We start from the raw sequence: 7,982 nt of genomic DNA on the forward strand, positions 1-7,982 counted from the left end.
CACGAGTGAGCCGGCGCCTGCGTGCAGCCTCACAAACCCCCCCATGCGTGGGGCTATTGGACTGGGGACGCCTTCGCCAGAATCGCTGTGTCTTCAGCCAGGGTGGCAGGCAGATTTTCGTGACGCCATGGCCGGTGTGGAGGGTGCAGCCTGCCTGCCATGCCGATGCTGAATCACCTGCTTGACCGCCTGCTCAGATAGTGAGCTTGACAACGGGTGTGCACGAACCGCAGGCCCGTGTTGTCTTGAAAAACCAAAACCTTGTTAGGAACAGATTGTGAAAAAAATTTGGATCATGTTATGGGCCGCGGTGCTGGCCTCCAATGTCTGGGCAGATACCTACAGCTACACCGGTGGCACCTATATCGCCATCACCAATCACACCACCTCGGCCCTGGGGTCGGTGGGTGATTACCTCAACACCATGAAAGTCACTGGCACCCTGACCACAGCCGCGCCGCTGGCCGCCAACCTGGCCGGGGCCAATGTGACAGCCCAGATCACGGCTTACTCTTTTTCTGACGGGCTCACCACCTTTGCCAGCACCGACGCCAATATTCGCTTGTATAGCAACATCATTGTGTCCACCAATGCCACCGGCCAGATCATCGGTTTGGACGCATTGATTGAGCGCTGGCAGAGCGGCAGCGCGCCGCATGCGGTGAACGACAGGTTTGACTACATCCTGATCAGCGGCGCAGCAACCAATGCTTATCACAATGACAAATGTGGTGTGATTGGTGTGTCGTCTTCGGGGGTTGCCGATTCCTGTACGTCCAACCCTTCCGATACAAACACAAGTAGCGCTGGTTCCGGTGGGGGCGGAGTATGGAGCGGTCCTGTGGCAGGCACGGTGAGTACAGTGCCGACACTGTCTGAATGGGGCGTCATCATTTTGACGTTCTTCATCGCGATGTTTGGCATGGCCCAGAGCCGGTACCGGCAAACGGCGCAGAAGTAGCGCCTGACTTGAGCCGGGTTTCTTCGGACCACCTGGTCACGTCTCTCTCTTGTTGATGACGCCAACCGAAAGGGTGATTGGTTGTTGTCAAACAGGCCATGGCCTGGGTGTGGCATCACAAATCCCCCCATGCATGGGGCTATCGGGCTGTGGACGCCTTCGCCAGAATCATGGGTTCTTCTAGCGGTTAATCACCTGCGCAGAAACTGAGCCTGACAAGGGGGGGATGCCACCAGCACGCCCGTGTCATCTTGAAAAATAACTTGAATGGGAATGGATAGTGAAAAAAATTTGGATCGTGTTAGGAACCATGTTGCTGGCGACCAGTGTGTGGGCTGAAACGTATAGCCTTACCGTGAGCAACTACGCCACTATCAACAATCACACCACGTCGGCGCTGGGTTCGGTGGGCAACTACCTGAACACCATGAAAGTCACTGGCACCTTGACCACGGTGGGACCACTGGCCCCCAACCTGGCGGCAGCCAACATCGCACCCCAGGTCACAGCATTCTCGTTTTCCGACGGGCTCACCACCTTTGCCAGCACGGATGCCAATGTGCGCATGCCTGGCAACATCATGGTGTCAACCAATGCCACGGGTCAGATTACCTCTGCGTCCGTGTCAGTCGAGCGTTGGCAGGCGGGTGCCGCACCACATGCGGTGAATGACAGGCTTGACTACCTGAGTCTCAGCGGCATATCCACGACCGTGGCGCACAATTTCAAATGCCTGACGATTGGGGTATCGTGGGGGACGGCGGATTACTGTACGTTCCTGGGCACCGATACCAACGCCAGCACCGCGTCTGTGTCTGATGGCGGGGCATGGAGCATCGCCGCGATCGTGAGCGCCGTCGCCACGGTTCCCACGCTGTCTGAGTGGGGGGTGATCATTCTGGTGGCTTTGATGGCGATGTTGGGCCTGGTCCATGCCCGCCGCACGCAGCGCCTGTAGCATACGGCCCAAATTTTTTTCCACGTATACGCATGAATTTTGCCAAGCGGGTTTTTGCCGGGGCTGGTGTCTACGGCATTGTGCTGTTGCTGCCGATGTATTTTTTGGAGCACCGGCTCGGTATCGACTTTCCTCCGGCCACCAATCACCCGGAGCAGTATTACGCTTTCCTGGGGGTAGCCTTGGCGTGGCAGCTCGCCTTTTTGCTGATTGCGAGTGATGTGCGTCGCTACCGGCCGCTCATGGTGCCCGCGATGGTGGAAAAATTTCTCGGGGCTGGCGCGGTTGTGGTGCTCTACGCCCTGGGCCGCATCAACGCTTTGACGCTGACGCCTTTTCTCGTTGATCTGGTTCTGGGTGTGTTGTTTGTCATCAGCTACCGGCGCAGCGCTGAGCGGCGTGTAACGCCGTACTCAAAATCTGTTTGACCCACAACAATCCAAAAAAAAAGAATCCTTTGAATATGAAATTCAGAATGAAATGCGTCGCCAGCATCATCGCCTTGACGCCCGCTTTCACCGTTTTTGCCAAGGACAATGGCTGCCTGATCCAAGGCGCACTGACCGGAAACGGCATATCCCAGATATCGAATTATTGCGCCGCCAACAAGGGGATGAGCGATCGGGACTTCAAAATCGGTTGTCAGGACTTGTTCGAATCGCAAGGGGGAAATTCAGGCGGGAAGAAATCGGATAACAGTCTTTCAATGAAATTTGTCAGCGATTGCCCAGTCAATCCCAAAGGCGTTTGTGCAGGAGCCTTTGGTCATCCCATGAACTTGCAATACATGGCAGACGATCATGCGCTGAAGCAGGGCCAAGCCAAGCAGGTTTGCGAACTGAGCGAAGGCAAGTGGAAGCAGTAACTTGATTCACGCGGTGATAGACAACCATCATTGCCGATGCTGTGTATTTGACGGTCGGCCAGTAGGCACGCTCTGAATGCCTGATACTGCGCGGCTGCTCAGCTGCAACCCACTGGTGAAGGTACATGGGCAAGAACCTCAGGAGAAAACCATGATCCGCTGGGACGCCCACATGTGCCTGCCCTTGCACCCGCAGGCCAGTTTTGCCCCGATTGACCGGCTGCGCGCCTGTGGCCTCCACTACGTGTCGATCAATGTCGGCATGGACATGAACCCGGTGTCGCAGATCCTGTCGGTGCTGGCGGGTTATCGCGCCACCATGGCGGCACACCCGGACCGTTATCTGCTGGCTGGCAGTGTGGCTGACATCGAACGCGCCCGAGCCGGCGGACAGATTGCCATTGGTTTTGACCTGGAAGGGGCCGTGCCGTTGCTGGAACAACCTGACATGGTGGCGTTGTATGCCCGCCTGGGGGTGCGGCAAATCCACTTTGCCTACAACCGCAACAACAGTGTGGCCGATGGCTGCCACGATGAGGCGCGCGGCCTGACGCCACTGGGCCGGCGCATGGTGCAGGCGGTCAACCAGGCCGGTGTGTTGATGGACTGCTCCCACACCGGGCGGGCCTGCAGCCTGGAGATCATGGCCGCATCGAGCCAGCCGGTGGTGTTCAGCCACGCCAACCCGCTGGCGCTGGTGGCGCATGGCCGCAACATCAGTGACGCGCAAATCCGTGCCTGCGCTGCCACTGGTGGTGTGGTGTGTGTGTCAGGCGTGTCGCTGTTCCTGGGCAGCCCCAACCCCACGGCACAAGACGTGGCCCGGCATATCGCCTACGTGGCCGACCTGGTGGGGGTGGCGCATGTGGGCGTTGGCTTGGACAACGGTTTTGCCGAGCCGGCCCTCAACGATGCGCCACCTGGCCACTTTGACCGCGGCTACTGGTGGCCGGTCAGTGCCGGTTATGCCAACGCCATTGCAGGCATCCGTTACGCCCCAGTCGACACCTGGCAGCACCTGGAGGCCGCATTGTTGGCCACCGGCATGGCGGCCGACGAGGTGGCCCAGGTGCTGGGCGGCAACATGCTGCGGGTCGCGCAGCAGGTCTGGTCAGTTTGATTTGCTATACTATTAATAGCTATAAAAGTCCATTTGACGTGGGCTAAGGCCTGATTTACTTGTTGGCATTGAGCCGTTTGACGCCGGCCACAAAACGCGCCAGGGTGTCAGAGAGCACACCCTGTGGAATCGTGACGTCAATCAATTGGAACCGGCCGCGGGTGGCCACGGCCTGATCCAGCGCGGCCTTCAGCTCGGCGCGGGTGGTCACACGCACACCGTCGCCGCCCAGCCCGGCGGCCATGTCGGCAAACCCCCAGTGGCCCAGGTCGTTGAACGACGATTCGGGCTGGAAGGTGCGCAGCATCTCCCAGCTGGCGTTGTTGAACACCAGCACGATCGGGTCCCAGCCGTAGCGGCGGCAGTTGCCCAGCTCCCAGCCGGTCATCTGGAAGGCGCCGTCGCCCACCAGGATCAATGCGCGTTCGCCGGTGGCGGCCTGCAGCCCCAGGCCGGCCGGCACACCGTAACCCATGGTGGCGTAGTAGCCCGGCGCCACCAGCGCGGTGTGGGCGATTTCCATGGCGGTGAATAGGCAGTCGCCCATGTCGGAGGCAATCGGCATCTTGCCGTGTTCGGCCATCAGGTCATTCACGGCCGTGGCGATGTCGGTGGGGGTGATGCTGGCGGCATCTGCCTTCAGGCCGCGCGGGAACACCTGTGGCGTGATCTCAAAAGCCTTGTCGACCTGACCCACCCGTGCCAGCATACACGCCACCAGCTCGGTCAACGGCAAGTCGGCATAGGTGTGGTAGCCGATGTTGACCCGGCCATTGAGCGCCTGGATGGTCTTGCGCATGTCGATCTTGGTCTGTGACACGGCGAAGTTGGTGTCGCAAATGATCTCGCCGAGCAGGAACAGGCTGTCGGAGTTCTCCACCAGCTCGGTCACTTCAGGGAAACCGGCCACCCCCATGTAGGTGCCCACCAGCGGCGCGTCCTGGTCGGCCAGCAGGCCGCGGCCCATGAAGCTGGTCACCACCGGCAGCCCCAGGCGACGTGACAGCGTCGCCACCTTGTCCTCCAGCCCGTAGCGGCGCACTTCCACGCCGGCCATCAACACCGGTGACCTGGCCTGGGCCAGGCGCTCCAGGATTTCGTCCACACAGGCGTTCAATGCATCCTGATCAACGGCGGGGGGCGCCAGGGGGATCACCTCGGCACAGGGGACGGCCACCATGTCACGCGGGATTTCGATGTACACCGGTTCGGAATGGCGCAGGCAGTTGGCCAGCACCCGGGCGATGTCGGCGGGTGCGCGCGCAGCGTCGTCCAGCCGCACCTGGTCGCAGGTGATTTCCTTGAAGATCTGAAACTGCGAATCAAGGGTTTTGGCCTGATGGTGCAGCAGCAGCCCCGAGCGGGATTCCCCTTTGCCCGGACCGCCCGACAACACCACCAGTGGCGACTTTTCGGCAAAGGCAGCAGCTACCGAGTTGATCATGTTCAAGGCACCGGCGCCATAGGTGACGGCCGCCACGCCCAGACTGGCGTTGATGCGCGCCGAGGCGTCGGCGGCAAACCCGACACCGGGTTCGTGTGACAGGGTGTAGAGCGGCAGGATCTTTGATTCTTCGATGATGCGGAAGTAGGGCAGGGCAAAGTCGCCCGGAATGCCAAAAATCTGCCGGGCACCGTGCTTTTTGAGCGCGTGCAGCAGCTGTTCGGTGAGATTCATGTGGAATGTCTCCAAAAAAAAACGAGGTGGCCGGATTATCACGTTCGGGCGGTCCGGCCCGGGGGGCGGCTGATGCAGGGGATGACTGGACGCAGTTAACATCGTCGGGTTTATTTTTTCAGGAGTTTCCACTATGAACATCACAACCGTCGGCATCATCGGCGCAGGCACCATGGGTAACGGCATCGCACAGGCATGCGCGGTCTCGGGCATCAACGTCGTGATGGTTGACATTTCCGACCAGGCCGTGGCCAAGGGCATCGCCACGGTGTCCGGCAGCCTGGACCGTCTGCTGAAAAAGGAAAAGATCACTGCGGCCGACAAGGATGCGGCGTTGGCGCGCATCAAGGGCAGCACCAGCTACGACGACCTCAAGGGCGCCCAACTGGTGATTGAAGCCGCCACCGAAAACCAGGACCTGAAGGTCAAGATCCTCAAGCAGATTGATGCGCTGGTGGCGCCCGAGGTGATCATCGCGTCCAACACCTCATCCATTTCCATCACCAAACTGGCCGCGGTGACCAGCCGCGCTGACCGCTTCATCGGTATGCACTTTTTCAACCCGGTGCCGATGATGGCGCTGGTGGAAATCATCCGTGGCCTGCAGACCAGCGATGCCACCCACGCTGCGGTGCACGCTTTGGCCACCCAGCTGGGCAAGACACCCATCACGGTCAAGAACGCCCCCGGTTTTGTGGTCAATCGCATTCTGGTGCCGATGATCAACGAGGCCTTTTTTGTGCTGGCCGAAGGGCTGGCCACACCCGAGGACATTGACGCCGGCATGAAGCTGGGCTGCAACCAGCCGATTGGCCCGCTGGCGCTGGCCGACATGGTGGGCCTGGATGTGTGCCTGGCGGTGATGGAGGTTTACCTCAGCGAGTTTGGTGACAGCAAATACCGCCCGTGCCCGCTGCTCAAGGAAATGGTCGCCGCTGGCCGCCTGGGCCGCAAAACCGGGCAAGGTGTTTACAGCTACTGAAAACCTTTGCTCTGTTGCCGCATCCGGGTCGCTGTGATTCAGATGCGGCGACAATCGCCCTCTTTTTTTGATTGACCGCCGGGCCAGGCCCCGGCTTATTTCTGAATGTCTGATATTTCCACGATTTCCGTGCGTCCGGCGACCCAGCGTGACGCCAAAGCCATTGCCCAAGTTCAGGCCAGTGCCAGCCAGGCCGCCTTCAAGGCCCAGTTTCCCGGTGAAGCCATGCCGGTGTTTGAGAGTTTGCAAAAAAGCCAGGCCTTCTGGCGCGAAGCCATTGAATACAGCGAACCCCAGGTGCAGGTGGCGGTAGATGGTGATACGGTGGTCGGTTTTGTTGGTTATGACCGTTCCCGTGACCCCAAGACACCACCAACCATGGGTGAAATCTGGGCCTTGTACGCCAGCCCGAGCCATTGGGGCCAGGGGGTGGGTCTGGCCTTGTGGGACGCTGGCCGTGAGGGGCTGATCGACGAAGGGTGTACCAAGGTCACGGCGTGGGTGCCACTGGGCTACGAGCGCGCCCTGCATTTTTTTGACATGGCCGGGTTCAAGCGCGAGATGACCACCATCAAGACCGTGACACTGGGCAGTGTGAGAATTGAAGAGATCCGCTTCAAGCGCGACCTGAACTAAGCCACCGATTTCCCACCCCACCTGACAGAGGAAACCCCCATGGCCACCAGTCTGCTGGTTTTGCTGGACGACATTGCCACTGTGCTCGATGACGTGGCCGTCATGGCCAAGGTGGCTGCCAAGAAGACGGCGGGTGTGCTTGGTGATGATCTGGCCCTGAATGCCCAGCAAGTCACCGGGGTGCATGCCGAGCGCGAACTGCCGGTGGTCTGGGCGGTGTGCAAGGGCTCGCTGGTCAACAAAGCCATCCTGGTGCCGCTGGCCTTGTTGCTGAGCGCTTTGGCACCCTGGGCGGTGACACCGTTGTTGATGGCTGGCGGCCTGTTCCTGTGTTTTGAAGGCTTTGAAAAAGTGGCGCACAGGCTGTTGCACAGCCGGGCGCAAGACCAGGCGCATCACGCGGCGCTGGTGCAGTCGCTGGCCGACGCCTCGGTGGACCTGGTGGCGCTGGAGCGCGACAAGATCAGGGGCGCGATCCGTACCGACTTCATCCTGTCCACCGAAATCATCGTGATTGCGCTGGGCATTGTGCAGGGCAGTCCGTTGACCGTGCAGATTGGTGTGCTGTCGGGGATTGCCGTGGCGATGACCGTGGGTGTTTACGGCGTGGTGGCGTTGATCGTCAAGCTCGACGATATCGGGCTGCACCTGAGCCAGCAGGCCACGGCCTTGCCGCGCCGCGCCGGTGACCTGATTCTCCGGGCCGCACCCTGGTTGATGAAGACGTTGACCGTGGTCGGCACCCTGGCCATGTTTTTGGTGGGCGGCGGCATTCTGGCGCA

9 protein-coding genes are annotated in these 7,982 nt (G+C 60.3%); 8 read left to right on the forward strand and 1 reads right to left on the reverse strand.

Features of this window, described 5'->3' with window-relative positions; genetic code table 11:
- The first annotated feature begins 277 nt into the window (after positions 1 to 277).
- The 5 genes from PHW99_RS07540 to PHW99_RS07560 all read left to right on the forward strand — a co-directional run bounded on the left by PHW99_RS07540 (position 278) and on the right by PHW99_RS07560 (position 3,904).
- Positions 278 to 961 (forward strand): IPTL-CTERM sorting domain-containing protein, encoded by a 684-nt coding sequence (locus PHW99_RS07540; RefSeq protein WP_300175308.1) that lies wholly within the window; start codon positions 278 to 280, stop codon positions 959 to 961.
- Positions 962 to 1,316: 355 nt separating this feature from the next.
- Positions 1,317 to 1,919: an IPTL-CTERM sorting domain-containing protein gene (locus PHW99_RS07545; protein WP_300175310.1), complete on the forward strand. Its 603-nt coding sequence runs from the start codon at positions 1,317 to 1,319 to the stop codon at positions 1,917 to 1,919.
- 32 nt (positions 1,920 to 1,951) lie between these two features.
- Positions 1,952 to 2,347 (forward strand): hypothetical protein, encoded by a 396-nt coding sequence (locus PHW99_RS07550; protein WP_300175312.1) that lies wholly within the window; start codon positions 1,952 to 1,954, stop codon positions 2,345 to 2,347.
- Positions 2,344 to 2,784 carry a hypothetical protein gene (locus PHW99_RS07555; protein ID WP_300175314.1) on the forward strand — a complete coding sequence of 147 codons (441 nt, stop codon included), beginning with the start codon at positions 2,344 to 2,346 and terminating at the stop codon, positions 2,782 to 2,784. Before PHW99_RS07550 ends, PHW99_RS07555 begins: the two co-directional genes overlap by 4 nt.
- A gap of 151 nt (positions 2,785 to 2,935) precedes the next feature.
- Positions 2,936 to 3,904 (forward strand): membrane dipeptidase, encoded by a 969-nt coding sequence (locus PHW99_RS07560; RefSeq protein ID WP_300175316.1) that lies wholly within the window; start codon positions 2,936 to 2,938, stop codon positions 3,902 to 3,904.
- A gap of 55 nt (positions 3,905 to 3,959) precedes the next feature.
- Here the strand turns inward: PHW99_RS07560 and ipdC are convergent, their stop codons facing one another.
- Positions 3,960 to 5,582: an indolepyruvate/phenylpyruvate decarboxylase gene (gene ipdC, locus PHW99_RS07565; protein WP_300175318.1), complete on the reverse strand. Its 1,623-nt coding sequence runs from the start codon at positions 5,580 to 5,582 to the stop codon at positions 3,960 to 3,962.
- Positions 5,583 to 5,715: 133 nt separating this feature from the next.
- Between ipdC and PHW99_RS07570 the strand changes: the two genes are divergently transcribed.
- The 3 genes from PHW99_RS07570 to PHW99_RS07580 form a co-directional block, all read left to right on the forward strand.
- A complete protein-coding gene (locus PHW99_RS07570) occupies positions 5,716 to 6,564 on the forward strand; it encodes a 3-hydroxybutyryl-CoA dehydrogenase (protein WP_300175320.1) in 849 nt (282 codons plus the stop codon).
- 105 nt (positions 6,565 to 6,669) lie between these two features.
- Positions 6,670 to 7,200: a GNAT family N-acetyltransferase gene (locus PHW99_RS07575; RefSeq protein ID WP_300175322.1), complete on the forward strand. Its 531-nt coding sequence runs from the start codon at positions 6,670 to 6,672 to the stop codon at positions 7,198 to 7,200.
- Positions 7,201 to 7,239: 39 nt separating this feature from the next.
- Positions 7,240 to 7,982 (forward strand): DUF808 domain-containing protein (locus PHW99_RS07580; protein WP_300175324.1); only part of this gene is annotated, 743 nt, incomplete at its 3' end.

Origin of the sequence: Rhodoferax sp., from assembly GCF_028689305.1 — a bacterium.
Taxonomy (GTDB): Bacteria; Pseudomonadota; Gammaproteobacteria; order Burkholderiales; family Burkholderiaceae_C; genus Rhodoferax.